Source organism: Bradyrhizobium ferriligni (genome assembly GCF_056837965.1).
Genome location: NZ_JBXEJO010000107.1, coordinates 1 through 24,450, shown reverse-complemented (window position 1 = coordinate 24,450; position 24,450 = coordinate 1). Strand labels below are relative to the sequence as shown.

At 64.9% G+C, this 24,450-nt stretch carries 19 protein-coding genes; 9 read left to right on the top strand and 10 right to left on the bottom strand.

The annotated features are described in order from the left end of the window. The first annotated feature begins 280 nt into the window (after positions 1–280). The 4 genes from fumC (at position 281) to AC1VNY_RS39480 (ending at position 2,844) form a co-directional block, all read left to right on the top strand. Positions 281–1,699, top strand: coding sequence for a class II fumarate hydratase (gene fumC, locus AC1VNY_RS39495; protein WP_482409228.1), 1,419 nt, complete (start codon positions 281–283; stop codon positions 1,697–1,699). A gap of 274 nt (positions 1,700–1,973) precedes the next feature. Further along, on the top strand, positions 1,974–2,162 hold the full coding sequence (locus AC1VNY_RS39490) for a DUF4169 family protein (protein WP_016841076.1): 189 nt from the start codon (positions 1,974–1,976) through the stop codon (positions 2,160–2,162). Then, positions 2,159–2,434 (top strand): ribbon-helix-helix domain-containing protein, encoded by a 276-nt coding sequence (locus AC1VNY_RS39485; protein ID WP_024580116.1) that lies wholly within the window; start codon positions 2,159–2,161, stop codon positions 2,432–2,434. Before AC1VNY_RS39490 ends, AC1VNY_RS39485 begins: the two co-directional genes overlap by 4 nt. 56 nt (positions 2,435–2,490) lie before the next feature. Then, the gene (locus AC1VNY_RS39480; protein ID WP_482409227.1) at positions 2,491–2,844 is read left to right on the top strand and encodes a VOC family protein; all 354 of its coding nucleotides are present in this window, start codon (positions 2,491–2,493) and stop codon (positions 2,842–2,844) included. Positions 2,845–2,907: 63 nt separating this feature from the next. Here the strand turns inward: AC1VNY_RS39480 and AC1VNY_RS39475 are convergent, their stop codons facing one another. Together AC1VNY_RS39475 and AC1VNY_RS39470 are read right to left on the bottom strand one after the other, a co-directional pair. Next, positions 2,908–6,627 carry an AsmA family protein gene (locus AC1VNY_RS39475; RefSeq protein ID WP_482409226.1) on the bottom strand — a complete coding sequence of 1,240 codons (3,720 nt, stop codon included), beginning with the start codon at positions 6,625–6,627 and terminating at the stop codon, positions 2,908–2,910. A 200-nt stretch (positions 6,628–6,827) separates the two neighbouring features. Then, entirely contained in the window at positions 6,828–8,060 is a 1,233-nt protein-coding gene (locus AC1VNY_RS39470; RefSeq protein WP_482409225.1) for a cytochrome P450, read from the bottom strand. Positions 8,061–8,217: 157 nt separating this feature from the next. Between AC1VNY_RS39470 and AC1VNY_RS39465 the strand changes: the two genes are divergently transcribed. Then, the gene (locus AC1VNY_RS39465; protein WP_028342330.1) at positions 8,218–8,829 is read left to right on the top strand and encodes a TetR/AcrR family transcriptional regulator; all 612 of its coding nucleotides are present in this window, start codon (positions 8,218–8,220) and stop codon (positions 8,827–8,829) included. A gap of 4 nt (positions 8,830–8,833) precedes the next feature. On the opposite strand, the gene AC1VNY_RS39460 is transcribed toward AC1VNY_RS39465, so the two are convergent. Beyond that, entirely contained in the window at positions 8,834–10,126 is a 1,293-nt protein-coding gene (locus AC1VNY_RS39460; RefSeq protein ID WP_304496397.1) for an MFS transporter, read from the bottom strand. A 682-nt stretch (positions 10,127–10,808) separates the two neighbouring features. On the opposite strand from AC1VNY_RS39460, the gene AC1VNY_RS39455 reads away from it, so the two are divergent. The 3 genes from AC1VNY_RS39455 to AC1VNY_RS39445 are packed head-to-tail and all read left to right on the top strand — an operon-like array spanning position 10,809 to position 14,555. Continuing rightward, complete coding sequence (locus AC1VNY_RS39455; RefSeq protein ID WP_028342328.1) at positions 10,809–12,581, top strand: adenylate/guanylate cyclase domain-containing protein; 1,773 nt, start codon at positions 10,809–10,811, stop codon at positions 12,579–12,581. Positions 12,582–12,624: 43 nt separating this feature from the next. Further along, the gene (locus tag AC1VNY_RS39450; RefSeq protein WP_028342327.1) at positions 12,625–13,515 is read left to right on the top strand and encodes a phosphatase PAP2 family protein; all 891 of its coding nucleotides are present in this window, start codon (positions 12,625–12,627) and stop codon (positions 13,513–13,515) included. Then, complete coding sequence (locus AC1VNY_RS39445; protein ID WP_482409224.1) at positions 13,512–14,555, top strand: A4/G1 family peptidase; 1,044 nt, start codon at positions 13,512–13,514, stop codon at positions 14,553–14,555. Before AC1VNY_RS39450 ends, AC1VNY_RS39445 begins: the two co-directional genes overlap by 4 nt. 1 nt (position 14,556) lies before the next feature. Here AC1VNY_RS39445 and AC1VNY_RS39440 read toward each other — a convergent pair whose 3' ends face one another. The 7 genes from AC1VNY_RS39440 to AC1VNY_RS39410 all read right to left on the bottom strand — a co-directional run bounded on the left by AC1VNY_RS39440 (position 14,557) and on the right by AC1VNY_RS39410 (position 23,208). Then, positions 14,557–15,300 (bottom strand): ABC transporter ATP-binding protein, encoded by a 744-nt coding sequence (locus AC1VNY_RS39440; protein ID WP_482409223.1) that lies wholly within the window; start codon positions 15,298–15,300, stop codon positions 14,557–14,559. Continuing rightward, the gene (locus AC1VNY_RS39435; protein WP_482409222.1) at positions 15,281–17,080 is read right to left on the bottom strand and encodes a branched-chain amino acid ABC transporter ATP-binding protein/permease; all 1,800 of its coding nucleotides are present in this window, start codon (positions 17,078–17,080) and stop codon (positions 15,281–15,283) included. The genes AC1VNY_RS39440 and AC1VNY_RS39435 overlap by 20 nt, the downstream gene beginning before the upstream one ends. Continuing rightward, the gene (locus AC1VNY_RS39430; protein ID WP_482409221.1) at positions 17,080–17,937 is read right to left on the bottom strand and encodes a branched-chain amino acid ABC transporter permease; all 858 of its coding nucleotides are present in this window, start codon (positions 17,935–17,937) and stop codon (positions 17,080–17,082) included. Before AC1VNY_RS39430 ends, AC1VNY_RS39435 begins: the two co-directional genes overlap by 1 nt. 19 nt (positions 17,938–17,956) lie before the next feature. Continuing rightward, positions 17,957–19,153, bottom strand: coding sequence for an ABC transporter substrate-binding protein (locus AC1VNY_RS39425; RefSeq protein WP_482409220.1), 1,197 nt, complete (start codon positions 19,151–19,153; stop codon positions 17,957–17,959). Positions 19,154–19,314: 161 nt separating this feature from the next. Next, on the bottom strand, positions 19,315–20,298 hold the full coding sequence (locus tag AC1VNY_RS39420) for an NAD(P)-dependent oxidoreductase (RefSeq protein ID WP_482409219.1): 984 nt from the start codon (positions 20,296–20,298) through the stop codon (positions 19,315–19,317). Positions 20,299–20,310: 12 nt separating this feature from the next. After that, entirely contained in the window at positions 20,311–22,167 is a 1,857-nt protein-coding gene (locus AC1VNY_RS39415) for a TRAP transporter large permease (protein ID WP_482409218.1), read from the bottom strand. Positions 22,168–22,176: 9 nt separating this feature from the next. Then, positions 22,177–23,208 (bottom strand): TRAP transporter substrate-binding protein, encoded by a 1,032-nt coding sequence (locus AC1VNY_RS39410; RefSeq protein ID WP_482409217.1) that lies wholly within the window; start codon positions 23,206–23,208, stop codon positions 22,177–22,179. A gap of 161 nt (positions 23,209–23,369) precedes the next feature. Here AC1VNY_RS39410 and AC1VNY_RS39405 point away from each other — a divergent pair, with 161 nt between their 5' ends. Beyond that, positions 23,370–24,110 (top strand): FadR/GntR family transcriptional regulator, encoded by a 741-nt coding sequence (locus AC1VNY_RS39405; protein ID WP_482409216.1) that lies wholly within the window; start codon positions 23,370–23,372, stop codon positions 24,108–24,110. Positions 24,111–24,450 lie beyond the last annotated feature (340 nt).

Genomic DNA, 24,450 nt, shown 5'->3' with positions numbered 1-24,450 from the left:
CCCCCGCGGCCCACGCAGCGGCCGAGACCGAGAGCGCCGAGACCGAGCAGGAGCCCGCGAAGCCCAGCGAAGGCGCCGAGGTCGTGCGGCTGGACCGCTTCCGCAAGAAATAATCTAAGCACAGATCACGCCTCGACCTTGTAGGATGCTTGCCGGGATCGGGATGACAAATCGTCGTCCCGGCCTACCTTCTGCATGAACGTGCCCTTCGCGCGGACGCTGTCGCGTTGCCGCGCCGGGCCACGTTTTGATGACGCAACGGCAAGCATCCACGGAAAGCATGATGGCTCGATCGACGATCCCCTCCAAGGCAAAGACCCGCAGCGAGACCGACAGCTTCGGTCCGATCGACGTTCCCGCGGACCGCTATTGGGGCGCACAGACCGAACGCTCGCGGCAAAACTTCAAGATCGGCCACGACCGGATGCCGATCGCGATCGTCCATGCACTCGGCATCGTGAAGCTGGCGGCTGCGGAGACCAATCGCGAGCTCGGCCAACTCGATGCGCGCCGCGCCAGCGCCATCATCCGCGCAGCGAAGGAAGTGATCGAAGGCAGGCTCGACGACAATTTCCCGCTGGTGGTCTGGCAGACCGGCTCGGGCACGCAGAGCAACATGAACGTCAACGAGGTGATCGCCAACCGCGCCAACCAGATGCTCGGCGGCGAGCTTGGCGCCAAGAAGCCGATTCATCCGAACGATCACGTCAACATGAGTCAGTCGTCGAACGACTCGTTTCCGACCGCGATGCATATCGCCGCAGCGAGCCGCATCGTCGCCGATCTGATTCCGGCACTCACCGAACTGCATCGCGCGTTGCGCAACAAGGAGAAGGCGTTTGCCAAGATCGTCAAGATCGGGCGCACCCACACCCAGGATGCGACGCCGCTAACGCTCGGCCAGGAATTCTCCGGCTACGCCGCGCAGGTCGAGAGCGGCATCGCGCGGCTGCGTGTCGCGGTGAAGGATCTGTTTCCGCTCGCGCAGGGCGGCACCGCCGTCGGCACCGGCCTCAACTCGAAGCCGAGATTTGCGAAAACCTTCGCGCGCCACGTCGCCAAGATCACCAAGCTGCCGTTCACCAGCGCGGCCAACAAGTTCGAGGCGCTGGCTTCCAACGACGCCTATGTGCTGGTGCACGGCGCGATCAACTCGGTGGCGACCGGCCTGTTCAAGATCGCCAACGACATCCGCCTGCTCGGCTCGGGTCCGCGCTCGGGCCTCGGCGAGTTGATCCTGCCCGAGAACGAGCCGGGCTCGTCGATCATGCCGGGCAAGGTCAATCCGACCCAGTGCGAAGCCATGACCATGGTCTGCTGCCAGGTGTTCGGCAATCAGACCACGATCACCGTCGCCGGCAGCCAGGGCCATTTCGAGCTGAACGTCTACAAGCCCGTGTTGGCATATTGTATGATAAATTCCATTCAGTTGCTGTCTGACGTTGTCCGCTCATTTACTGAGCATTGCGTTGTCGGAATACGCGCCGACGAAAAGCGCATCAACGAACTGATGCAGCGCTCGCTGATGCTGGTCACCGCGCTCGCGCCGAAGATCGGCTACGACAACGCAGCCAAGGTCGCCAAGTCGGCGCATGCGCGCGGAACGACGCTGAAGGAAGAGGCTTTGCGGCTCGGATTTGTTTCCGCGGATGAATTCGATCGCCTCGTGCAGCCGGACAAAATGACACACCCGGGCTAAAGCAAAGCGCGCATTGTCCGGATAATTACGGTCAGCGCGCGTGATATAATTATGGATCATAACGCCTAAAGACTAAGGCGCGTTACCTATGAGCTCTGCGCTGGCGCGTGGTACAGACGTCTAGTTTTCGCAGAGCGAAACGGATTCTTTGATGCTATCAGAGCATCAAACGGGGATTCGGGATGGATATCGAGCCGGGCGCGTAGTGCAGTCGCTCTTGCTTTCGTCACGATGCATCACCAATTCCGCTCTGGGGACGATGAGGACGACGAGCATGGGCGACGTGGTCAACTTGAAACGATTCAAGAAGCGCGGTGAGCGCGAACAAGCAGCGAAGCAGGCCGAAGCCAATCGTGCGCTATTCGGTCGCACCAAATCCGAACGAGCGCGTGACGAATTTCTCGGCGAGCGCAACGCGCGTGTGCTCGATCAGCACCGCATCGAAAACGGAGACGCATCATGAAGTCTCCCGTCGTCAAGCGCTCGATCGTCGTCGCCGGACACAAGACCAGCGTCAGCCTCGAAGAAGCCTTCTGGAATGGCATGAAGGAGATTTCCGGTCTGCGGAACATGACGCTGTCGGAGTTGGTCGGCGAGATCGACAACAACCGTCAGCAGGGCAATCTGTCCTCCGCGATCCGGCTCTTTGTGCTCGACTACTTCCGCTCGCGCGCCACGCCGGCGGTGCCCACGGATGTCAGGCCGCAACAGGTCGACACGCGTCAGCAGGCCTGACGGCCTCTCCGACCGTCGCCATCGGCAGACGGTCGTTCCGACGCGCGGGCTTCAGCATGAAGGTCAATCGGATCGTCGCGAACGTTGCCGCACCAGATACAGCGGCAGCGAAGTCGTTCTACCGGGACCTGCTTGGCCTCGAGCCACTGATGGATTTCGGTTGGGTTGCGACTTACGGCTCATCCGAAACAATGCAAGCTCAAATCAGCTTCGCTTCCGAAGGCGGCTCCGGCACGCCGGTGCCTGATCTCTCGATCGAGGTCGATGATCTCGACGAGGCCCTGCGCCGGATGAAGGCAGCCCGCATCGCGATCGAATACGGACCGGCGGAGGAGCCATGGGGCGTGCGGCGCTTCTTCGTCCGCGATCCCTTCGGCAAGCTGATCAATATTCTCCAGCACCGATCGTGAGCCAGCGCTTCGTTTGACGCGCTTTCTAGAGGCGAACCGGTGCCCACTCGCTTGAAAGCGCGTTTAGTTCTGCATCGCCGGCCGCGGCGGCGGATTGGCGACCTGCGGCGTCAACGACAGCGGCGGTCGCAGCGGCCTTGATTTGGCTGCGCCGGGCACCGGTTTGACCTCGATCGGCGGCGGCAGCGGCGCCAGCTGCGGCTGGCTCGCAACTGACGCGGGCGGCGCAATGGCGGGCGCGGTGGCGACCGGTGGGACAGTCGGCGGACGCGGCGCAACGATCTTCGGCTTCGCCGGCACGCGGCGCTGATCAGGGCCGGGCCCCGGCAAGTTGGCAGAAGGCACTCCTGCCGAATTCGGGCTGGACGCATCCGGCGCCGGCTCGGCCGGTTGCGGAAGGGCCGTCGGGGTCGGCGGCGGCGCCGGTTCGCCGCGCTCGATGGCGTCGAGCCGCTTGGTCTCCCGGTCGATCGCGCGCACCGCAAGCCACGACGACAGCGCCGCAATGTCGATGCTGCGCGACAATCCGTCGGGCGTACCCACGGCAAGCAGCTGGATTTCCGGTCGGCTGTTGGCCGTGCCGACCTGCGTCGATGCCAAGGCGGCGCGGATGTCGGCCTGGTCGGCCGGAATGTCGTAGCCGCCGGATACGATCGCATTGGCGCCGTTCGCCGCGAGCGTGGTGGCGCCGACCCGGAGGCGGCCGTCGCGGATGTTGAAGGGGATTTGCGCCGAAGCAATCGACAGCGCGCCACCCGCGAGCGCCGGTTCGACGATCTGCCGCAGCCGCGTGTCGTCGGTCGCCTGCCCGGAATCGCTGGCGCGGATCGCAACCTCGAAGGCGCGCGGATCGAGACCCGGAAGGCTCAGCCCCTCCAGCGTCACGGTGCCGCTGCCGGACAGCGCGCCGGTCAACGCCGAGGCGCTGCGGCCCTGCGTCAACAGTGTCATCTGCATCGAGGTACGTCCCTTGGGCATCGCGAGACTGCGGTAGCGCAAGGCTGAACTGTCGATGCCGGACAGCTGCACATTGGCGCTGAGCGCAAGTCCGTTGGCGCCTTGTCGCGCATCGATGGTGGCAGTCGCCTCGCCGCCACCGATCTTGCCCTTGATGCCGTCGAGGGTCAGCGACTGCCCGTCCGACCTGATGGTGCCGCTGACCGGCTGCAGCTCGGCGCCACCCGGCAGCAGACCGTGCAGCGCTTCGAACGTGACCTTGCCGCGCCAGGCGCTCGTGAGCCCCTGGCCGAGCGGCTCCGTCGCATCGCGACCGGCCGCGCCGATTGCCGCCGCGAAAATCGGCGCCAGCGTGATCTGATCGAGACCGACTTCGCCGTCGACGCTTTTCTGATCGGCGAGCGTCAGCGCCAGATGGCCGCGCAGCCGTGAACCGGCGATGATGCTGTCGAGATCGTCGAAGTTCAGCCTGTCGCCCGCGAGCGTCAGCTTCGACGACAGGCGGATGTTTGCAGCCGGATCGGCTGGTTTCAGATTGAGCAGCGGACTGATGTCGGCGCTGCGGACGCGGAGGCTGATGCTCGATTTGCTCGCGCTGCCCCCATCCTTGGTCCAAGGCTCCGCGGTCCCTTCGGCATCCGCGTCGAGCCCTGCGCCCCAGAGCCTTGCCTTCAGCCGCAACGGCGCGCGCCACGCGCCGGTCACCGTGCCCTCGAATTGCGTCGAACCGGCACCGGCTGCGACCGCATGGTCAAGCCCAAGCAGCGCCAGCAAAGCATTGCCATCGCCGGCCGAGAATTTCGTCTCCGCTGTAAGCTCGTTGCTGCGGAGTGCATCGAAATCCAGCGCACGGATCGCAGCCACCTGCGGCGTCGCCGAGATCACCGTATTGCCCTTGAGCTGCGGCGTGTCGAGATCGAGCGTCGCGCGCGCGCTGACGCGATCGGCGGCCTTGCCCTTGCCGAGGTCGAGCGCGAGCCTGGCGCGAACCGGGCCGGCATCCGCGCGGAGCACGCCAAGCCGCGCGGCCAGCGCCGGCGCGAACGGCTGAACCACAGCAGTCAGCCGGCCAAGCGACGCGGCGGTCGCGTCGACGGCAAGCTTGCCGGTCGAATTGGCACGGTCGAAATTGCCGCTGCCGTCCAGCGTGACATTGTCGGGCTGGCCGATCTTGACGCGCTCGAGCACGATACTCTTCGGGCTATAGGCGATCTTCGCCAGCAGCGGCCGCAATTCCTGCCCGGAAGAGACGGCGCGCCCGACGTCGAGCGACAGCTGCGCCTCGTCGGGCCATTCGCCTTGCGGACCGGCCAGCGAGCGGATCAATGCAGCGGTCGCGTCGAGATCGAGCCGATCCGCCTTCAACTGCGCCTCGACCTTCGAGCCGCTGGTCGCCTCTCGGTGCGTAACCGCGATGCGGCCCTCGAGCGTGCCGCTTTCGATCTCCGCCTTCATCGCGTCGATCGAAAAGCCTGATGGCGATACCATGACGTCGCCGCGCAACCGCAGCGGCCGCTGGCTGCGATAGGTGGCGTCGCTGCGCCCCTGCAGCCAGGTCATCAACGCGTCGGGATCGGACGATTCGACGTTGAGCGCGGTCTTGAAGGTATTCGCGGCTCCGGCTTGCGCGCTGGCACCGCTCATCGAGACCCGCGTGGATCCCGGCGCGCGAAACTCCAGCCGGCGCACCGTCCAGGATTTCGCATCCGATTGCAGCTCCGCCGAGATGTCCTGCAACGGACGGCCGCCGAGCATGATCTGCTCGGATGCCAGCTCGACCTGCGCCGGTATCGGGCTTTGCGGAAGACCCGACAACACCGCGCGCATCGCCGGCAGCACGCGGACCGGCTCGACATTGCCGTTATTGTTGTCCTTGGCGCCATCCTTGGCGGCGAACTTGTCGCCGTCGAGCTGCCGCGCCGTAAGCGAGGCGCGTAGCAGCGGCGACGCACCGAAACGCAGATCGCCATTGCCGGCGAGCTTCAGCGCACGGTCCTCGGCGCCATAGCTCAATTCGATCTGGTCGAGCCGCGCCGCCGAATAATCCGATTTCACCTTGGCGGCGATCCGCCACGGCGGCGCATCGCCGCCGCGCTGACCGGGCGCACCCGCCAGCGTCAGTGCGCCCTCGAACCGCGGCGCGCGGGCCTCGAAGGTCAGGATGCCGTCGAGATCGGCCGACACCGGCCGCTGTCCGGGATCGATGCTGAAGTGCAGGCGGGTGCCGCTACCATCGGCGCTTTGCCCCGAGGAGACCCGAAACGGGTAGCGGTTGCCGTCGAACATGAAATTGCCGTCGCCGCGGATCGCGCCGGCAAGCGACCGGACGTCGCCGCTGAAGGCAATGTCGTTCAGCTCGAGCGTGCTGCGGCTCGCGGCATCATGCAGCGCGAGGCGGCCGGTCAGGTTGAGCCGGTCGATCGCCAGCGAAGCGAGGTTGAAGCTCCCGCTCGACGGCGACCAGTCGATCCGCCCTTTCGGGTCGAGCCCGAGGTCGAGCGACGCGCCGTTGATGGTGAGCTCGTTCGCGCGCCACTCGCCGCGCATCAGCGAGCTCAGGCTGAACTCGACGTCGAGATTGGCGGCCCGGACCTTGCCAAGGTCGTTGGCGCCGCCGACGGTGACAGTCTTCAACCGCAGCGAGGGTGCCGGCAGCAGACGCGCGTCGAGATTGCCGGCGACCCGGACCGGCACGCCGATGATCTTGGACGCCTCCACCTCGAACTGCGGCCGGAACTGGTTCCAGTCAACGAAATACGGACCGATCAGCGCCGCGACCAGTGCAAGAATGAAGGCAATTGCCAGGCCGAGCAGCGTCGTCTGCACGGTGTCTCCCTTTGAGCCAGCTCCGCGGCAGCCTCCTCATGCTGAACCCTTTGCCAACCTTTGGCCGGAGCACCCCAAATATAGAGACAAGTCCGGCGAAGTCACAGCCGGTATACTGCTGGGACTTCGGACAGATAGTGGATTTCCCGTTCAAGCGTGCGTGTGCCGGCCTCGCCGCGGATCGCCGCCCCGCGGGAACGTCACCAGCTCGCCGGCAGGCGCTTCAGCCCGCGCAGCACGAAGGTCGGCCGCCACTCCGGATTTTCCGCGTCATCGAGCCGCAGGTCGGGAATCCGGCGCAGCAACGTCGCGATCGCGATCTCGGCCTCGATCCGCGCCAGCTGGGCGCCGAGGCAGAAATGGATGCCGCCGCCGAACGACAGCGGCTTGACGTTCGGCCGCCGGATGTCGAGCCTTTCGGGGTGATCGGGGTAAACAGCCTCGTCGTGATTGGCCGAGCCCAACAGGCACAGCACGCTCTCGCCCTTCGGGATGCGCTTGCCACCGAGGTCGTCGATGTCCTCCAGTGCGACACGCCCGGTCAGCTGCACCGAGGAATCGTAGCGCAGGAACTCCTCGATCGCATTGGTGATCAGGCCGGGATTGGCCTTCAGCAGCGCGAGTTGGTCCGGGTTGCGGAACAGCGCCAGCAGGCCGTTGCCGATCAGGTTCACGGTCGTCTCATGGCCGGCGCCGAACAGCAGGATGATGTTGCCGGTCAGTTCCTCATTGGTGAGCTTCTGGCCGTCCTCTTCGGCCTGCACCAGTTGGGTAGTGAGGTCGTCGCCGGGCTGCTTGCGGCGCAGCTCGAACAGCTGATGGAAATACATCGCCGCCATCGCATTTGCGGTGTTGCCCTGCTTGATTTCCTCGGGCGTCAGCGGCACCGGTTCGAGGATACGGCCGCCATCGCGCGAACCGTTGTAGAAGGCCTCGCGGTGTTCCTCGGGGATACCGAGCATGTCGCAGATGATCGTGACCGGCAGGCGGAACGCGAAATCCTCGATCAGGTCCATCTTGCCTTGCGGAATGATGCGATCGAGCGTCTCGTCGACGACGTGCTGGATGCGCGGACGCATGTCCTCGACCCGGCGCGCGGTGAAGGCCTTGACGACAAGGCCGCGCAGGCGGGTGTGGTCGGGCGGATCCTGCTGCAGCATCCAGTGGCTCATGCTGCGGAAGACCGGCTCCTCCATGATCTTCGGACCGTAGCGGCGGATCGAGCGCTCGGCAAAATCCTTGCCGAACCGCTTGTCGCGCAGCACGAGGCTCGCCTCGGCGTGCCGGCTGGCGACGAAGGCGCCGTGCACATTGACATGCATCGGATCGAGGCGGCGCAGCCGCTCGTAATACGGATAGGGATTGCGAATGAATTCAGGCGCCAGTGGATTGAAAAGCGGCTCGCCGCTCGCCGGCTGAACTTGCTCGTTCATGGTGACCTCGCTCGCTCGCTACGCCAGAACCTTAAAGCCTGGCGTGCCCTGGTGTCATCCTCAAGACCGCATCATCACGGATGCAGTTGTTCTGGTTCTGTCGAATGCAACTCGATACACTCTTGTATCGAGTTGCATTGTGCCCTAAAATGCGCCGATGTCAAGGGTTCGAACCAGACCGACACGGGACGACACCTGCGAGAAGCTGTTCGAGGCGGCGGCGCGGGTGTTCGAGGAACAGGGCATCGGCGGCGCCAGCATCGAGGCGATCGCGGCCGCGGCGGGCTTCACCCGCGGCGCTTTCTATTCGAACTTCAAGAGCAAGGACGAGCTGATCTTCGCGATGCTCGAGGATCACGTCGAGCAATCGATCCGGCGCAATCTCGATTTGCTCGCCCGGCACAGCAACCTGGCCGACTTCCTCGAGGCGCTGCGCACCATGGACCGCAGCCGGCAGGATCCGCTCGGCCGCTCCCCTCTCCTGCACATGGAGATGATCCTGTTCGTGGCGCGCGCCGAGAAGCGCCGGCCCGAGCTCGCCAAGCGTCTGCGCGCGCGGCGCAAGCTGATCGCCGACATCGTCACGACTGCGCAGAAGAACAGCGGCAGGAACGGCAGACTCGATCCGGATTGGACCGGAGCGATCGTGCTGGCGCTGGAAGATGGTTTCCGACTGCACCGCCTGATCGATCCGGAAACCACCCCCGCCGACAGCTGCCTGCGCGCGATCACCGATCTGCAGCGCGCGATCGGGGTTTCGTCGGCCTGACGCGTCAAGCCGCGCTTGCGACCTTGTGCATCTGTCCGGCGACCGCGCGGACCTTGCGGGGAGAGGCCTGCCAGATCGCAAATGCCGACAGCAGGCTGACGGCGATGCCGAGCAGGAAGGCGCTGGTATAGCTGCCCGAGAGATCATAGAGCTGGCCGGTGATCCAGGGGCCCGCAGCGCCGCCGGCGAGCGCAGCCAGCATCACGGTGCCGAAGATGCTGCCGTAATGCTTGCCCTGGAAGATCTCAAGCACGACCGGTCCCATCACGGATGTCAGGCCATAACCAAGCGCGCCCTGGGTGAAGACCATGAGATAGATCAGCGCCATGTTGGGCCAGTATTTCAAGGCGGCGAGCGCGGCGAAGCAGATCACGAAGCCGAAGCAGGAGATCGCCCACACCCATTCCCTGCCGATGCGATCGGAGAGATGTCCGAGCCAGATCTGGCCGGGAATGCCGAGCAGGCTGACGACGCCAAGCGCCCAGACGCTGACGCTGGAGCTGAAGCCGATGTCGAGCAGGAATTTGGTCTGGTGCACCTGCACCGCGTACCAGATGTACAGGCCGCAGAAATACCCGGTCGCGATCCACCAGAACCGCGCGGTGCGCAGCGCACGCGACAGCGTCCAGTCGGTGCCGGCCCACACCGGGTCGACGATGTTCGATGCAGGCCTGGCTGACGTCGCCGTCGGCGCGGCATCGCCGTCCGGCTGCAGGCCGATGTCCTCCGGCCGCTTGTGCAGCAAGAGATTGATCGGCGCGAGCACGACCAGCACCACGATCCCCATTGCGGTACAGGCGGTGCGCCAGCCGGTGTGCTCGATCATGTGCTGCACCCACGGCAGCAGCGTCACCGAACCGATGCCGACGCCGGCGAAGGCGAGCCCGATCGCAAGTCCGCGGCGGCGGAGGAACCAGTTCGGCACGAACAGCGATTGTCCGGAATAGCCGAGGCAGACGCTGCCCGCGCCGACCAGCACGCCGATCGTGAGGTAGAGGTGCCAAGGCTGCGTCGTCAGCGGCGCCAGCAGCAGGCCCGAGCCCATCAAGAGCACGCCAAGCTCCATCACCGCGCGCGGACCGCCGCGGTCCATCAACCGGCCGATCAGCGGACTTGCGATCGCCGAGGCGACAAAGCCGAACGAGAAGGCGCCCGCCGTGATGCCGCGCTCCCAGCCGAATTCCGAGATGATCGGCGGATAGAACAGCGAGAACGCCGTACGCGCGTTGACACCGATCGCCATGGTGACGAAGGTCACCGCGACGATGATCCAGCCGTAGAAAAAGGGAAGTCGCATGTGGGTCTTCGTTGCCAGGGTCAGAGGACGAATACCTGTTTCAGCCCGCGCCCGCTGACGGTCAAGTCCCATGGACCGACAAAGTGGCACCAGCCCGCGTCAACTCGCTCAATGAACGGCGCAAATTGTGTGAAGCAATTCATAGACAGTCAGGCCTGGCGCGGCAGACTTGCGCGCGATGTCAACCACCTCGGCCATGCCAGTGACTTTCTGTTATCTGCGGGAATTCCGACCAGGCTCGGTCGGACGACTGGCAGCACCGGATACAACGATGGCGATCACTCCGACAGTACCGCCGCGCTCCCGGCCAAACTCGCCCACGATCGGCGGCAAGCGGGAAAACACCATTTCCTGCATTGACGCAGATCAATGGTGACGAGTTTTCGCCGCGAGATGATCCAGCCATGAAGTCGAGGGACGCATTTGCATCGCATGCTCAAGGCGCGAATGCCGCTTGGTCCGCACCCGGCCCACCCGTTGGAGGCATCGCGCTTGCGCGTCCGCGACCGCTTCCTCAAAGGTTGCAAACATCATACTGTACCAGTCCACTCGGTTGGCACATCCCTGCCGCATGAAGTCTTCCTTTATGACCTTGATGAAGATATCCTTTTCGCGTTGAGGTCCTTTCCTTTGTGCCGGATTTTAATCGCGTATCAGTAAAATTTGCAGAAGTATCAATAATATGATGACCCCATCGACGCCGGAAGTTCGACGACGTCTTGCGGCAATCCTTGCGGCAGATGTGGTCGGGTATACGCGCTTGATGGAGGCGCACGAGGAAAACACCCATACCCGGCTGATGCAATTGCGCTCGGAAATCCTCGACCCGGGCGTCACGGCGCAAAACGGAAGGATCGTCAAGAATACCGGTGACGGCTTCCTTGCAACATTCGATACCGCGCGCGACGCAACGCGGTGTGCTCTCTCACTGCAAGAGGCTGTTGCCGTGAATACAGCCGGGATGCCCGCTGACGAGCGCATCAGCTTTCGCATCGGGCTGAATGCCGCGGATATCATCGTTGAGGAAAATGACGTCTATGGCGAGGGCGTCAACATCGCGGCGCGTCTGCAGAACTACGCGCAAGCGGGCGGCGTCGTGATTTCGGGAGCCGTTGCGGAGCAGATCGGCCGGGACCTGGACGTCAGCGTGATTGATCTTGGCGATCTGCATCTTCGCAACATGGGCCGGCCTGTCCGCGTATATGCGCTCCACCGATCCATGCAGCCCGCGAAGCTTGTTGGCGAAGCCCCGGCAGGCTCGGAACCTCGCCCCTCGATTGCCGTTCTGCCGTTCCGAATGAACCTGACCACCCCGGAAGAGGGGTATTTCGCTGATGGTGTCGTTGACGACATCATTCGCGGCCTTGCCGGGCTCAAGGAGCTTTTCGTCGTATCACGCGGATCCAGCCTCGGCTTCAGCGGCCGCAACGTCGACGTGCGCGAAATCGGGCGCCGGCTCGGGGTTCGTTATGTCCTCTACGGGGGGATTCAGAGGACGATGACCTCGGTCCGTATCGTGACCGAACTCAGCGACGCCGAGTCGGGCGAAGTCATTCGCTCGGACTTGCATGAAGGCGACCTTCGCGAACTCTTTGCGCTTCAGGATCGGATTGCCATCAACGTTGTAAGACAGATCGCGCCGCAGGTTCGCGAGCGTGAACTTATGCGATCGATGCGGAAACATCCGCAGAACCTCACCGCCTACGATCTCGTATTGCAGGCGCTCGATCTGTTGTACCGGATGGACTACGATTCCTTTTCCAAGGCGCGCGGCCTGCTCGAGCAAGCCATTTCACACGATCCAAATTTTTCGTTGGCCTATTCCTACGTCGCGCTGTGGTATGTGTTCCGGATAGGGGAAATCGGATCGCCGGATCCCGAGGGTGATGTCATCGCCGGCGCCAGATACGCCAAGGAGGCGATCGATCGAGGCGGCGACGATGCATTCGCGCTGGCGGTATATGGTCACGTCCAGTCGTTCTTGCTGCATGACTTTCAAAGCGCAAGGAAAGCCCTCGACCGCGCGATTGCCGCCGGTCCAAGTTCGGCCATGGCCTGGACCATGGCGAGTGCTACATCCGGCTTTCTTGGCGATGGCCCAGCCGCCGTCCGCCAGGGCGAGCAGGGCGTCCGGCTCTCGCCGCTCGACGCGCGCTCGTTCTGGCACGAAGGGCTGTTCGGCCAGGCTCACTACGTGGATGGCGACTATGAGCAGGCGCTGGAGTGGGTGCGTGGCGCACTGAACCGCAACGGACTTATTCGCTTCAATCATCGTCTGCTCATCGTCACGCTTGGTGCCTTGGGCCGCCGTGAAGAAGCAGCGGAGGCGGCCCGCCGCTACCTGGAAATTCAACCCGGATTTCGCATTTCGTCCTACGCGCCACACTGCCCGTTTCGTGGCGGTGCATTGGAAACCTGGCTCGGCCACCTGCGATCGGCGGGGCTTCCTGATTGACTGGTATTGCTGACGGCAACTGCCGAGAGAGGGAGAGACGTCGATGACAGGCAACACAGGTAACACGGGCAATACCGGAAACACCGGCAATACCGGCAACACCGGAAACACCGGCAACATTGGAGGGGGTGGCTGGTTTATTTCAGACCGCGTTGATTTGCCATTCGTCACGAGGCTCGACCCCTCGGGCACAGCCGAGCTTGGCAGCCTGCGACGGACGCCACCGACGCATTTCGGCAGCCGACAATGGTCTGCAAACTGGTATGCGTGGCGTGTCCTGCATCAGTTCATCGCCAATGTCCCCACCTGGGCGGCCACCATCGATGCTGACGCCACCTTCACCCAAATTCGGGCCGACCTGATCGCCAATTATGCCGCCCAAATCGACAACCTCGTGCTCGCCGCGCGGGATGAACGGCCGGATGCCATGGGCGCGATCCTCTCGCAGGACGTTGAATTCTTCTCGGATTTTCTCGCCGTGCTGACCGCCAGGCCTGGTTCGCATCCGCAAACCTGGCGCCTATTGAATATCGCGAGTTTGATTGGGTCCTTTGCTGCATTGTATTTCAAGGACAAGTACGATTTGCCCCGGCCGTCGCAGATTTGTCCCGCTTTGCTGCCGCCGATCCAGGTCCCCGGTCACTCGTCCTGGCCCAGCGGGCATTCGACCCAGGCGCATTTTATGAAGAACTGCATGCTTCGGGTGTTCGCCGCAACGACAATGTCTGGGGCCGACCAGGGCGTATGGAAGTCCGACCTGTCGATTCTGGCGGATTCGATTGCCCGAAACCGCGAGATCGCCGGTGTGCACTATCCGAAGGATTCAGAAGCCGGCGCCAGAATCGCCGATCTGTTGGACACCGTCATTCTGACGCCAACCACCGTGCTGATGTTTGACGCCGCAATCACGGCTGCCGCAGGCGAATGGCAATGAGCAACCAGGATGGGCAGAGCCCCACATACGACGTCGAGGGCGCGACGAAGGTCATCAAGGATTCGACGACCAGCGTTCTTCCCCCTACCGGCTTTCGCACGTTGGTGGCGTCGCAGGACGAGCTGAAGGCGCTCGGTTTTCCAAGACGACCGGACCCGGCGCGTCAGCCGGCCGAGTATGCATTCTGGCAAAAGATGTTCAGTCCGACGGTGGCCTTCGAGGCCTTCGATTTCCAGGTGCTTTCCCCGGTCACTGCGGGCCTCCGCGGATCTTTCGCCCAATCGCCGCGTCGGGAAAGCAGCCTCAACTGGTCCGGTGCCTACATCACGCCGAGGGATGGCACCATCTTCTCGTCGATCTGGGGCAAGTTTCAGGTTCCAACACCAACCCGGCCGGCCGGCGGCCTGGCCAGCGAGACGTATCACAGCTCGACCTGGATCGGCTTCGATGGACAACGTCGGTATTACAGATCGACCTTGCCGCAAATTGGCACCGCGCAGAACATCGACCCAGCCACGGGCGCGGGCAGCCCGACGACGTCGTTCTTCGCGTGGTGGCAATGGTGGGTAAGGGGCGACCCGGCTAAAGCGTTTCCCGTAACGCTTGTGTCGCCGAAGGTTCATGCCGGCGATCTGATCATGTGCCTCATGCAGGTAGCGCCGGATCGCACGGGTGTGTCGTTCGTGATCACGAACCTTACGACCAGTCGCTCCGTACAGTTCTTTCAAACCGCACCCCTCACCCATCTTGGGCAGCCCTTCAAGATTCCCGGCGCAACGGCGGAATGGGTGATGGAGAGGTCGGCCGCCCCGGGAAATCCAACCCCCTTGCAGCTTCCAGACTACGGTACGGTGGTTTTCCACGACTGCGGCGCGTCGGCGATCAACACGGATACCGGAGCGATGGTGGAGCGCAATCTCTCCGGCGCGAAGCTCATCGACATGCATGTCGTGAAGGAGAAGGAGAAGCCGGAAAGAACCGAGAAGCCTTCCATCGCGAAGCCGATCGGTTCGACGGAGTTTCTGACGCACTTCCGCTAGCTTACCCCAACGCGTGGCTTTCATGGCCGAAATAGGCGCGCTCGAGCCGGTGCGCGAGGTCGCTCTCCCCGGTCGGCGCCTCCAGCGCGATCGCGCCCTGCACCAGCGCGTAGACGCGATCGGCACAGGCGAGCGCCTTCTCCAGCAGCTGCTCGACCAGCAGCACAGAGGTGCCCTGCTCGCGCAGCCGGCCGATGACGTTGAGGACCCGATCGACCAGCACCGGCGACAGCCCCGCGGACGGCTCGTCGAGCATCAGGAGCCGCGGCCGGCGGACCAGGCCCTGCGCCACCGTCAGCATCTGCTGCTGCCCGCCCGACAGCGCGCCGCCGCGTTCATGCCGCTTCTCGGCGATCTCGGGAAAGAACGCCAACGCCTCCTCGATCCGTACGGCGCGCTCGGTGCGCGGCAGGTCGTAACCGGCGAGCAGCAAATTGTCGGTGACCGAGATCTGCGTGAACACGCGATGTCCCTCGATCACATGCACGAGCCCGGCCCGCGCGGCATCGCGCGGCGTCGCGTTGGTCATGTCGCGGTCGCCGAACCGGACCCGCCCGGCAGTGACCGGCAACAGTCCGGACATCGCGCGCAGCAGCGTGGTCTTGCCGGCACCGTTGGGCCCGAGCAGCGCCACGACCTCGCCGGCGGCAATCGTGAGGTCGATGCCGTGCAGCACACGGATCTTGCCGTAGCCGGACTCCAGCCCATTGACCGCGAGCAACGGTTCAGCCGCCGAGATAGGCACTGACGACCTCCTTGTGGACACGAATCTCCGCCGGAGTTCCCGCCGCCAGCGTCCGGCCCAGATTGAGCACGGTGACCTGGTGGCAGATGTCGAAGATCAGATCGGCATGGTGCTCGACCAGCAGCACGCCGGTGCCGCGGCGGCAGATCGCCTTGATCAGGCTGGCGAGCCGCTCGATCTCGTCATTGGAGAGACCCGCGGCGGGCTCGTCGAGCAGCAGGAAGTCCGGATCGAGCATCAGCGCCCGCGCAATCTCGATGAAGCGCAGCTCGCTGTGCTGCAGGCGATCGGCGCGTATGTCAGCGAGCGCCTCGAGGCCGACGACGCCAAGCAGCGTGTGCGCCTTGGCGGCGAGCAGACGCTCGTCGGCGCCGTTGCGCGGCAGTGCGAGCATCGCCTCGACGAAATTGGCCCGGCCCTCGATCGAGCCGCCGATCATGACGTTCTCCAGCACCGAAGCTTCGCCGACCACCCGCGGCGTCTGGAAGGTGCGCGCGATGCCGCACGCGGCGCGCTTGACCGGCTGGCCCGCGGCCAGGGCTTCGCCGCCAAGCGTCATGGTGCCGGCTTTGGCGGCATAATAGCCCGAGATCACGTTGAGCGTCGTGGTCTTGCCGCTGCCGTTCGGTCCGATCAGCCCGTGGATCGCGCCGGGCGCGATATCGAGATCGAGACCGTCGATCGCCTTCACATTGCCGAAGCTCAGCGCGATGCCGCGCAGTTGCAGCGTCTTGCCGCCGTCCCTGCGGCGCACGATGTCGGCGAGTGCAGCGGGGCGCGGGAGGATGGCGCGGTTGCTGGCGAGCGGACGACGGTTGCGGAAATCGAGCAGCGCCGCGATGCCGCCCGGCATCACCAGCACGATCACGAGCAGCAGCACCGCGTAGAGGAAGGTCGACCATGCCGCGAGCGGCGCCGCGATCTCGGGCAGAATGGTCAGGATGATGGTGCCGAGCATCGGGCCAAGGATCGAGCCGCGGCCGCCGATCAGGATCGCGATGAAGAACAGCACCGAAAGATCGAAGGTGAAGGCATCGGGCGTGATATAAGTCTGCAGGGTCGCGAACAGTCCGCCGGCGATCGCCGCCAGCGCGCCGGCGAACAGGAAGATCGCGATCAGCATTTTCGGCTTGGAGATGCCGCTGGCCTCGGCGGCGACCTCGGCGTCGCGCACCGCGATCAGCGCGCGACCGAACCGGCTCCGCGCGACATTGGCGCTCATCCAGGTGGTCAATGCGGCGAAGGCGATGCAGAGGGCGTAGAAGCCCCACGGCGTATTGAACGGCACCGGGAATTCCGGACCGGCGATGCCGATGCCGCCGCCGGTCACGCTCTGCCAGGCCAGCGCGATCTGCGTCACGATGGTCGCAAAGCCGAGCGTCGACATCGCGAAGTAGAAGGTGCGCAGGCGCAGGGCCGGCAGGCCGACGACCACGCCGAAGATCGCGCCGATCAAGCCGGCGATCGGCAAGGCGACGAACACCGGAATCGCCGGCATCACATTGCCGGCAACCAGCACGCTCGTCGTGTAGGCGCCGAGCGTCAGCAGCGCGACATAGCCGATCGCAAGGTGACCGGCAAAGCCGACCACCAGATTGAGGCCCGACACCAGCACCCAATAGATCGCCATGCGGGTGCCGATCAGCACCCAGTAATCGTTGCTGACGAACGGCAGCAGCACCGCCGCCACCAGAATGCCGAGGAACGGCAGGACGTGCGGCAGCGCGGCGCGCCATGCGCCGCTGTCGGTTCGGGGCGGAGCGGCGGCGACCGTGGTCATCACACCCTCCGCGCGGTCGAAGCGCCGAACAGCCCTTGCGGCGCGGCGAGCAGCACCACGATGAACAGCGTGAACACCGCGACCGAGGAGAAGATGCCGCCGACCAGGAAGTTCGCGGCCTGCTGGAACAGGCCGAGCGCCAGCCCGCCGATGATCGCGCCTCTGTTGTTGCCGAGCCCGCCCAGCGCCACCGGCACGAAGCCGTAGAAGTTGAGCAGCGCGCCGTTGGCGAAGAAGGCGAGCAGCAACTGCCCGCCGGAAAACCCGGCGATGCCGCCGACCACGCCGGCAAGCGCGTAGCTCGCGACGCGCAGATTGCGCTCGGGCAGGCCGAGCGCCCGTGCCGCAAAATTATCCTCCGCGATGGCGAGGAACGCGCGGCCGACCAGGGTGCGGCGGTAGAGCCATTCAAGGCCGATGATGGTGACGGCGCAGGCGAGGACCGGCAGCCAGAATTTCTCGTCCCAAACGCCCTCGCCGAATCCTGCGATGCGCGGGAACGGCTGCGGCTCGGTGCCCCATTTGATCGCGGTGATTTGCTGGATCATCAGCGCGACCGCGAGGGTCGAGAGCACGTAGAGATGCTGGTCGAGGCTCTTGAGCACCGGCCGCACCGCGACGAATTCGGTGATGATTCCGATCACCGCGCAGCAGAGCAGCGTCAGCACGAAGCCGACGGCAAGGGGCAGGCCGAGCTTCAGCGTGAACATCGAGCCGAACACGCCGCCCAGCATCGCGAGCTGGCCGGCGGTGAAGCTCATCACCCGCGAGGTCGAGAACATCGTGTTGTAGGTGACGCCGACGAGCGCGTAGATCGCGCCCGCTGCGAGACCGGATGCAAGGATCGAGGCCAGCATCGGCTGCGCCCTCGCCCTTCTATGTATACCCCGGCGCCAGCGCGAAGGTGCCGTCCTTGGCGGTAGAGGCTTCCGACATCACGATCTCTTCGGTCAAATAGCCGTTGTGCTCGGTCGGCGAGAAGCGGTAATTGCCGAAATAGCCGGGATAGGTCGACAGCGTGTTCCAGTACTTGATGATGCCGGCGCTGTCGGTCGAGCCGCTTTCGGCGACTGCCTTGGCGATCAGCTCGATGCAATCGATGCCGCCGGCGACCCACCACAACAACGTGTCGTTCAGCGCGATGTTGGCCTTGGTCAGGCGCGCGACCAGGTCCGCGCTCTTCGCTGGCAGCTTGCCGGCGCCGTCATAGCTGCAGCTCTTGTAGCCGATCGCATAGACCTTCTTCCAGTTCTCCGGCTTGGCGACCAGGCTCGCAAGCTCGCCCGACGCCATCGAGGGATGCCCGACAAAGGGCACGTCCCAGCTCATCGCGGCGCGGGTGTTGAACATGCGCGCCTCCATGCCGGTCGAGACGCTCCACACCACGATCGCTTCCGCGCCGGCATTCTTGGCGCGCAGCATGTCCGGCGTCATGTCGGGCTGCGTTGCGTCGATATTGGCCTGATAGGCCACCTCGGCGCCGTCCTTCTTGAACGCCGCGACGGAGGCGCCGACCGCGGTGACGCCATAGCCGGTGGTGTCGCCGATCACCGCGACCTTCTTCACCTTGAGGATCTTGAGACAGTAATTGCGCACGGCATCGTCCCATTGGTTGTTCGACGGCGCGATGCGGAACGCGTTGGGGAACTTGACCGGGTCGATCAGGGTCTCGACGACGCAGGGATGCAGGTCCGGCATCTTGGCGCGCGCCATGATCGGCGTTGTCGCCAGCGCCTCGCCCGAGTTCAGCGGGCCCCAGATCGCATGCACCTTGGCCTGGCTGATCAGCTCCTGCGTGGCGTTCACCGCCTTGGTCGGATCGCCCTGGGTGTCGCGCATCACGAGCTCGATCTTGCGGCCCTTCACCCCGCCGGCGCCGTTGATGGCGTCGACAGCGAAATTGACGCCGCGGTTGAAGCCGACGGTCGGCGCCGAGCTCGGGCCGGTGATCGCCGCGAGACAGCCGATCTTGATCGGTTCCGACTGTGCGATAGCAGGAACTGGGAAGGAAAATGACGCGGCCCCCAGTGCGCCGGCGCTGCCCAACAAAACGTCACGGCGTGACATAGCCATGTGATGCCTCCCTGTTTCCCTCTCGGCGCCCGTCGTTTGTTGCGGGACGTCCGTTCATTGATTGTCCGCGCGCTCAGGGGCCGCGGTTATGCGGACCAAGTCTGGGCCGGATGCGAAGCTCTTGTCCAGCCCCTCGGGCGACATTGGGCTTCGCCAAACTTTCATGGCCGAGGCCGCCGCGTCCAGTGCCCGGCATTGACCGCGCCGACGGGTATCTCGCCGGCAATGATCTTCGCGACCTGGCGTACCGTCTCGGATGACTGATGCTCGATCGCCTGCGGCGTCAGGCCGCCGACATGCGGCGTTGCGATCACATTGTGCAGCTTCGCAAGCTCGAGCGTCGGCATCTGGTCCGGCGCGCGGCCGACATCCATCGCGGCACCCGCAATGCGGCCATCGCGCAGCGCGGCCGACAGCGCCGCCTCGTCGACGAGGTTTCCGCGCGAAAGGTTGATGAAGAATGCGTGCTTCGGCATCCGCGCCAGTGCGGCCTGCCCGATCAGGTTTTCGGTCTGCGCGTTGGCGATCGCGAGACAGACAACGTAGTCGGCGCGTGCCAGCAGATCGTCGAGCGGCAGATGCCGGATCGCCGCATCATCGATCGTCACGAAGGGATCGGCGACCAGCACATTCATGCCGAGCACCTTTGCGATCCCGGCAAGACAGCGCCCGATGCTGCCATAGCCGATGATGCCGATCGTGCTTCCCGCAAGCTGGCGGCCCATCACGACCTCAGGCGCCGCGCCCGCATGATAGTCCGCGGTCGCCCGCGAGACGCCGCGCGACAGATCGACCATGAAGCCGAGCGCGAGCTCGGCGACCGACTGGACGAAGCCGGCGCTCGCCTGCGTCACCAGCACGCCGGCGGCGGAGGCCGCGGCCACGTCGATATTGCGGATATCGACCGCGCAGCGCACAAAAGCACGCAGCTTCGGCAGCTGCGGAAAGATCTCACCTCGCCCCTGAGTCATGCGGTCGGCGACGATGATGTCGACATCAGCCGCGGCCTCGACCAGTGCAGCCGCGTCGAGCGCGTCCTCGCCCTCGTGCAACTTGACGTCGGCGACCGCGCGCAGGCCGTTCAGGCTGCGCTCGCCGTAATAATCGCGGCGCATCTGCGGGGTATGGGCGAGCAGCACCTTCACGATCGCATCCCCCTAATAGCCGAGCGCATGCGGCAAGGCCGTGCTGATCGCCGGTACGAAGGCGATCACCAGCAGGCACAGCAACAGCAGGCCGAGATAGCCCGCGATCGGCTTGATGGTCTGTTCGATCGGCACGTTGCCGATCAGGCAGGCGCCGTAGAGCCCAAGGCCAAGTGGCGGAGCAAAGAGCCCGAGCCCCATCGCGATCACAAGCACCACGCCGAAATGCAGCGGATCGATGCCGAGCTTGATGGCAACCGGCAGCAGCAGCGGGCCGAAAATGATCAGCGCCGCGGCGCCTTCGAGCACCGAGCCCATCACCACCAACACCAGGATCGACAGCAGCATGAACAGCCAGACCCCGTGGCTGCCCGAGATCGCCAGCATGAGGTCGCCGACGGCATGCGGCACCTGCTGCAGCGTCAGGATGAAGGCCAGCGACTGCGCCGCGGCGACGATGAACAGCACCAGCCCTGAACGAACAGCCGATTGGACGAAGCAATGCGCCAGACTCCTCGCACCGAGCTCACGGAACAGCAGGCTGCCGACGGCGATGGCATAGACCGCGGCGAAGGCGGAGATCTCGGTCGCGGTGGCAAAGCCGCTCTTGAAGCCGAAGAAAATCATGAAGATCAGCCCGAACGAGGCGATCGCACCGGTCCAGAGTCCCGATACCGCGGCGCGCGGCTCGGCTTCCACGTTCGCAGCGGGACGCTTGCCGAAGATGATCGACACCACAATCAGCGCCAACGCCATCAGCGCGGCCGGCAACATGCCGGCGACGAACAGTCCGCCGATCGACAGATTGGCGACGAAGCCGAGGATGATGAGGTTGATGCAGGGCGGAATGGTCTCCGCCATCACGGCGGAGGCGGCGAGCAGCGCCACCGCCCCGCCCGGGTTCTGCCGCGAGCGGCGCGCCGCCGGGATCAGCACCGAGCCGACCGCGGCAACGTCGGCCATCTTGGAGCCCGAGATGCCGGAGAACAGCACCATCGACATCACCATGACGACGTTGAGCCCGCCGCGCATCCGTCCGACCGCGCGCTGCAGCAGTTCGATCAGCCGGACCGACATGCCGTTGGCTTCCATCAGGTAGCCGACCAGGATGAAGAACGGGATCGCGAGCAGCACGAAATTGTCGATGCCGCGCGCCATCTGCTGGGCGAAGATCACGCCGGGCAGCGTGCCCTCGACCCAGATGAAGATCAGCGCCGCCAGCGCCAGCGCAAAGCCGATCGGCAGTCCGCCGAACAAAGTGAGGAAGAAGCCGATCAGCATCAACGCCTGCGACGACGGCACGGACGACGGCGCCAGCGCATCCCAGGCCAGATAAATGCCGACGATGACGGTGGTCGCGACGATGGCTGCCGCCATGTCGCGCGGCGGCCGGCCACAGAACGTCTCGAACGCGAAGATCGTCATGAACGCCGCGCCGATCCCCATCGGATAGAACGTCCATTCCAGCGGCAGGCCGGAGCCGGAGGTCTGGCCGGTGGTCAGCCAACCCATCTTGACGGCGTTGAACGCAACATAGCTGGCGATGATGGTGACGAGCAGCGCACCGACCGCATCGACGGCGCGCCGCACGCCCGGCGGCAGCATGTTGACGAAGAAGGCGACGCCGAGGTTTTCGCTGCGCGCGAGCGCGCTCGCGGCGCCGAAGAAGCTCGACCCCACCATCAGGCCGCGGGCGACGTCGTCGGACCATTCGACCGGCGCGTTGAACAGGAAGCGGGCCAGCACCGAGACGCAAACCACCACGAGATCGGCGGCAAGCAGCAGCGCGGCGATCGCGTCACTGACGGCAAGCAGCGGCGCCGTGATCCGATCGGCGCTGCTTCTCGCCTCGACTGCGGCGACTGACATGCGCCGACCTCAGGCCTGCGTGGCGCGGATCAGGTCGACGACGGCCTTGGCCTCGGGCCGCGCCTTGATGAAATTGTCGGTCTGCGGCAGCACGCGCTTGCGGAACGCCTCCTTGTCACATTCGACGACGGTGACGCCCTTCTCCACCAGCGCCGCAAGCGCCTCCTTCTCCACCGCAAGGCCGTGCGCGCGGGTGTCGATCGCGGCCTTGTTCGCCGCGTCGAGAAAGCCTTCGCGCAGCTTGGGAGCCATGCGGTTGAAGCTGGTGTCGCTGAAATAGACCGCGAGCGGCGAGAAGATGTGCTGGGTCAGCGCATAGTGCTTCGCCGTCTCGTAGAATTTGCTCGCCAGGATGGTCGGCGGATCGTGTTCGAGACCGTCGAGCACGCCGGCCTGCAGCGCCGTATAGATCTCGCCGAACGCCAGCGGCGTTGCGGCGGCGCCCATCAGCCGCAGGCACTCGGTGATGATCGGATTGGGCAAGGTGCGGATTTTCAGGCCGGCGAGATCCTCCGGCGTCTTCACCGGCTTCTTCGCCAGCACGCTGCGCGCGCCGAAATTATAGGCCCAGCCGATGATGTGAATGCCTGCGCCCTTGAGCAGCGCAGCCTCGATCGGCTTCGCCGCGCCGGCGTCGAATGCCTTGGTCTGCTGCTGGAAGCTGGTGAAGAGGTAGCCGAGGTCGAAGGTGCCGACCAGCGGCACGAGATTCGCCGAGATCGACGAACCCGACACCATCAGGTCGATCACCCCGAGCTTCACCGAGTTGATGACGTCGATCTCCTGGCCGAGTTGATTGTCGGGGAAGAAGGTGACCTCGATCTGCTCGCCGAGCCCGTTCGCCTTCAGGCTCTTGACCAGATTGTCGTAGTAGACGCGGCCATTGGCGTATTTGGGATCGTTCGGAAGCGACGACGAGCATCGCATCTTCATGGTCGCGGCCTCGGCGCGGCCGATGATGGCGGGCGCGGCGGCAATCCACGCGGTCGCGGCGACCGACGACTGCAGCACAATGCGGCGGCTCACGCGGTTCGACGTCATGATGGTGCTCCTCCCCGGGAACGGATCTTTTGTTGTGTTGGCCGCCCGCTTGACGGCGTGAGCTTGGCAGCCGATTTGTCATAATGTATGACAAATCGGATACGGTTGTGCAAGAGCGCGGCTCGGCGGCGGCGCAGGCTGCAACCGCAGCGAGGCCCTCGATGTTCCAGACATCCAACGCGTTGCGTCGGAGCGTGCACAGCCAGGTCACCGACCGCGTCGGCAGCAGCATCGTGCGCGGCGAGATCGGCGTCGGCGAAACGCTGCCGCCGGAAATCCGGATCTGCGAGATGATGGACGTCAGCCGCACCGTGGTGCGCGAGGCGATCCGCACCTTGACCGGCAAGGGCCTGATCGAGTCGCGGCCCAAGAGCGGCACGCGGGTTCGGCCGCCCGAGCAGTGGAATCAGCTCGATCCCGACGTGCTGCGCTGGCACCTCGAGAGCGCGGAGATCGACCGTTATCTCGCCAAGCTGTTCCAGCTGCGCGTCGCGGTCGAGCCGGCCGCGGCGGCGCTCGCGGCGACCCAAGCCGAGGAGGTCGACGTCGCCCGCATCCGCGCCGGATGCGACGGCATGGACGCGGCAAAGACCAACGAGGAGTTCGTCGCCGCCGACATCGCGTTCCACCAGGCGATCTATTTCGCCACCCGCAACGAATTCTTCTGGCCGATCGCCCAGATGTTCGAGATCACGCTGCGCCAGAGTTTTACGATCGCAGCGCCGGGCTCGCACCGTCCGCGGGCGCTGCGCGAGCACCGCGCAGTGCTGGACGCGATCGCCGCCGGAGATGCAGACGGCGCGCGCCAAGCTACCGTCGTGCTGCTGGCGAATTCCGCCGACGATCTGGTGCGAATCCGTGGCCGGGAGTTCGACACGCCACGTCCAGCCAAGCGCCGATGATGTTGGTGACTGCGGTCGTGATAACCTCACTGCTTCCACATGGTCGTCCTGGCGAAAGCCAGGACCCATAACCACCGCAAGTGGTTGTGACCGGGATCGTGGCCCCAGCGTCGCGCAAGACCTGACATTTGGGGTAATGGGTCCTGGCTTTCGCCAGGACGACATCGAATATGGGGCGCGACCTACATCCCAATCGTCGTCCCTGCGAAAGCAGGGACCCATACGCCGCGGCCGATGTTGTCGGTGGGACTCGTCATTCCAGCGTCGCGCAACCATGTGCAGCTGTGGTTATGGGTCCCTGTGTCTTGGAAGTCTGTCAGGATGAGGGTGGGCGGGAAGC

Coding starts and splice junctions, on each gene's coding strand:
- fumC (WP_482409228.1), top strand. CDS start 281: ATGATGGCTCGATCGACGATCCCCTCCAAGGCAAAGACCCGCAGCGAG.
- AC1VNY_RS39490 (WP_016841076.1), top strand. CDS start 1,974: ATGGGCGACGTGGTCAACTTGAAACGATTCAAGAAGCGCGGTGAGCGC.
- AC1VNY_RS39485 (WP_024580116.1), top strand. CDS start 2,159: ATGAAGTCTCCCGTCGTCAAGCGCTCGATCGTCGTCGCCGGACACAAG.
- AC1VNY_RS39480 (WP_482409227.1), top strand. CDS start 2,491: ATGAAGGTCAATCGGATCGTCGCGAACGTTGCCGCACCAGATACAGCG.
- AC1VNY_RS39470 (WP_482409225.1), bottom strand. CDS start 8,060: ATGAACGAGCAAGTTCAGCCGGCGAGCGGCGAGCCGCTTTTCAATCCA.
- AC1VNY_RS39465 (WP_028342330.1), top strand. CDS start 8,218: ATGTCAAGGGTTCGAACCAGACCGACACGGGACGACACCTGCGAGAAG.
- AC1VNY_RS39460 (WP_304496397.1), bottom strand. CDS start 10,126: ATGCGACTTCCCTTTTTCTACGGCTGGATCATCGTCGCGGTGACCTTC.
- AC1VNY_RS39455 (WP_028342328.1), top strand. CDS start 10,809: ATGATGACCCCATCGACGCCGGAAGTTCGACGACGTCTTGCGGCAATC.
- AC1VNY_RS39450 (WP_028342327.1), top strand. CDS start 12,625: ATGACAGGCAACACAGGTAACACGGGCAATACCGGAAACACCGGCAAT.
- AC1VNY_RS39445 (WP_482409224.1), top strand. CDS start 13,512: ATGAGCAACCAGGATGGGCAGAGCCCCACATACGACGTCGAGGGCGCG.
- AC1VNY_RS39435 (WP_482409222.1), bottom strand. CDS start 17,080: ATGACCACGGTCGCCGCCGCTCCGCCCCGAACCGACAGCGGCGCATGG.
- AC1VNY_RS39430 (WP_482409221.1), bottom strand. CDS start 17,937: ATGCTGGCCTCGATCCTTGCATCCGGTCTCGCAGCGGGCGCGATCTAC.
- AC1VNY_RS39425 (WP_482409220.1), bottom strand. CDS start 19,153: ATGGCTATGTCACGCCGTGACGTTTTGTTGGGCAGCGCCGGCGCACTG.
- AC1VNY_RS39415 (WP_482409218.1), bottom strand. CDS start 22,167: ATGTCAGTCGCCGCAGTCGAGGCGAGAAGCAGCGCCGATCGGATCACG.
- AC1VNY_RS39410 (WP_482409217.1), bottom strand. CDS start 23,208: ATGACGTCGAACCGCGTGAGCCGCCGCATTGTGCTGCAGTCGTCGGTC.
- AC1VNY_RS39405 (WP_482409216.1), top strand. CDS start 23,370: ATGTTCCAGACATCCAACGCGTTGCGTCGGAGCGTGCACAGCCAGGTC.